Here is a 3,040-nt window from a genome sequence, read left to right on the forward strand (position 1 = left end):
GCCATGATATGCCGCCCCTCAGGGGCCATCACCAACTTTCAACCATATCTCTCGTGAAGATCAACGGTAAGACGCCTAACTTTGGCAGGCGGTGGATCACGAGGGTGGGGTGCTGGAAAGCCTGCAGAAATTCACCTCGGTGCTCGCAGCTGTCTACAGCTATTTCAACAGGGAACGCAGCCTCTACTTCCGATCAAACTTTAAGCCGAACCGCGCCGCCGCTCTCGACGAATAGCGCGGTCTCGGAGGGGCATAAGGGGCAGCGACTGTCCTAGCAGAGACTTGTTCGTTTTCGTCTGAAAGTACCGCTCGTCGATGAATGTCGTTTGACGACTTTATTGGCGCGTTTCCGTTTTCCTGAGGCTGCTTGAATGAAGGGCGACCAAACCCAAATCTCTGGCGGGCGATAGACTTCTAACATTTTCTCTGCAAAATAGGCCGTAATTGTGCTATAGTTTTCACGAGGGTGAGTCTGATGCACTTCATGTTCAGATAATATTTTGGAAAACGTGTCATCGAGATGCCCCCACAGACCGTCGCGCAATTGCGGCGGTCTCTGTGTCCCACGCGTTCACTAACTATTAAATGGGGAATACTAAGATGCATACCGATCTGGAACTTCGTCGCCGCCTCTTGACCAAGACCTACAGAAGTTACCTGGCCGCTGACAGAGCTTGGATTGAGGCATCGCGAGAGGTGCAGGCTTGGATGCCCAGGCAAGCCCGCATGGCTACGTCTGCGATCGGAAATCCTGGTTCGCGCATTCGGGCAATCTACGACAGACGCGACAGGGCTTTAAGACTATTAACAGTAGCGCGCCTAAAGCTTGCTAACGCTAAAAAGCATGTTTTGCTGCGGAACTCCGTTAGAAATCCCCAGAAAGTCGTGCTGGCTTTGTACTTGGCTCGATGAGGTCATTCTGCGACGGAATAGGCTAGGTCTGAACCGCGCCGAGTTTGCCCGCGTGTCAGATTTCAAGAGAAATCCCATCTGTTTAGGTTTGAGTGCTGTGACATCGAATTGATCGCATCGGTGGTCTGATTGGCTTCGTCGGGCACGCTGACAGTAGTCAAGGCGGCTGTCGTCAATAGGATCGCTGCGACAAGTGTGGCTTCAATTCGGATTGTGTGGCTCAGTTTCCTGCGGGCAGCTCCATTGTAAATGTGGCAACTCGGGCAGCATTTCGCGGAGGCTCCCCGGAGCACTGGTCATATGCAGCCTCCAAGAGCGCAATGGTTTCGCTGACCAATACCTTAGCGCGGGCTTATAGTGGCAGCGGGATCTACACGTACGGCGTTGCACCAGGGTTTGTCCTGACCGATATGGCACAGTCAGAATTTGACCACGATCCAACACTTCGGCAAAGGCTGATAAACGAGTTCCCTTACGGTGAAATTGCTTCAGCCGAGGAGATCGCGAATGCGATTTTCTTCTTTGCATCTGGATTGGCAACTCATGCCACCGGCCAAACACTCGATATCAATGGTGCTTCCTACGTCCGCTAATAAACCACCATGGTGTGGGGGCAGCCCAAGTTGGAAATCAGCCCTGAGCCAAAGCATAAGCGCCAGAAAGAAAGGCGTTCTTCAGATAGACAGGCAGCTTCTCTGGATATTCTTCGACCTCTTTCTTAGCAAAGTGAGAGAGTGCCACGGGATTGACAAATCTAGTCTGGCATCCTTGCACGAGCTGGATCAGAGTTTCAATTTTGAAGGATACGGCTCCACCAGCCATTCTACCTCTCTTGGCACGGGTTTTGACTGCAAAGATATCTATCTCGTTCTCACGAGCAAATTCGTGAAGAGTCGCCAGTAATAATCGCAGATCCGCCTCGGATGTATCATCCTCGAGCTCTAATCGTGTGGTCTTTAATCGAAGCAACTCCACGTCGCCGTCATCATTTAGGTAGACAACGGCAAGCCGAACTTCCTGGGCCGATATCTCACATCCGCATACTTTCATGTGCCATTCCTTCATGTGACAAATCCACATTGGCACTTTTCTGAACCTGAAGATCCAAAGCGTCGATGCGGCCTTTCAATGAAGAGTAAGCGTTTTTCTGTGTCCAGAGAATGCCGCGTAAGCGCCGTCATGCAAGTCGATCCAGACGCCGCAACGACCTATTGAGAAAGACGTTAGGACCTTTGCTAAACCCGCAGGAGTGTGTTTTTCCCGACAAAGACGCCAATAAATAAATAAAAGTGAATAGAAACAAATTCTTAAAAGTCATTGATCGTCCATGGAACCAAGGCGACTTGATTGTCCCTAGCCTCTGAAAATACTATCACGACTTCAGATTAGCCGCCCTTGGTCCAGACCCGATCGAGCGTAATGGCAGTCCAAATAAAGCGATCTAGCCGAGTTCACGATGCGCCAAGATGTGATAGCAGAGAATCCGATGCCAGCCGACGACCGTTTGAACGCCCTTTATACCTTGCTCCTGTCGCAGACAGACGAGGACGGAATGTGACAGTTACTGTCGGAGTTCGACGGATTCTGTGCCGGTGTTATCGTATGCCCGGAGCTGATCAAACCGAGCGAGTGGCTGCCGCATGTTTGGGGTTCGCATGGGACCCCTGACTTTGAGTCCGAGGAGGCACTCAAGCAGGCGCTTGACCTCATCATGGGGCACTACAATGACGTCGCGCAGTCGCTGATTCCGCCAGAGCTCGAATACGGCCCGGTATTTGAGCACGATACGAGCACGGACGAGACCATTTGGGAGATGTGGGTGTCGGGCTTCGAACGCGCTATGCGCCTCAGGATGCACACCTGGGAGCAGATCGTTGAGAGCGGCGATGACGATGCGGGCGATTCGGTCAACATGATGCTCGCGCTCCATGGTATCGAGGAGGGTGATAGTGACCTACCTGAGAGCTCAATCGAAGACCTGCGAGACAAGGCGCCGGATCTGATCATAGTCATGATCATTTCGCTTAATCGGTGGACCAAGGGGCTAACTCAGTCCGACCTCTTTCCGCCTGAGGACGAGCCGTTCAGATCGTCAATCCCGTTCCACGGAAAGAAAGTTGGAAGGAAT

Annotated in this window: 3 protein-coding genes; 2 read left to right on the forward strand and 1 reads right to left on the reverse strand. The window is 52.0% G+C overall.

Annotated elements, in window-relative coordinates; all coding sequences use genetic code 11:
• Positions 1 to 1,127: 1,127 nt before the first annotated feature.
• Entirely contained in the window at positions 1,128 to 1,505 is a 378-nt protein-coding gene (locus Q1B15_RS22885) for an SDR family oxidoreductase (protein ID WP_299758472.1), read from the forward strand.
• Positions 1,506 to 1,542: 37 nt separating this feature from the next.
• On the opposite strand, the gene Q1B15_RS22890 is transcribed toward Q1B15_RS22885, so the two are convergent.
• Entirely contained in the window at positions 1,543 to 1,977 is a 435-nt protein-coding gene (locus Q1B15_RS22890; RefSeq protein WP_299758474.1) for a DUF3010 family protein, read from the reverse strand.
• A 499-nt stretch (positions 1,978 to 2,476) separates the two neighbouring features.
• Here Q1B15_RS22890 and Q1B15_RS22895 point away from each other — a divergent pair.
• Positions 2,477 to 3,040: UPF0149 family protein (locus tag Q1B15_RS22895; RefSeq protein WP_299758476.1), on the forward strand; the 564-nt coding region annotated here is incomplete at its 3' end.

This window comes from uncultured Boseongicola sp. (assembly GCF_937988555.1).
Lineage (GTDB): Bacteria > Pseudomonadota > Alphaproteobacteria > Rhodobacterales > Rhodobacteraceae > Boseongicola.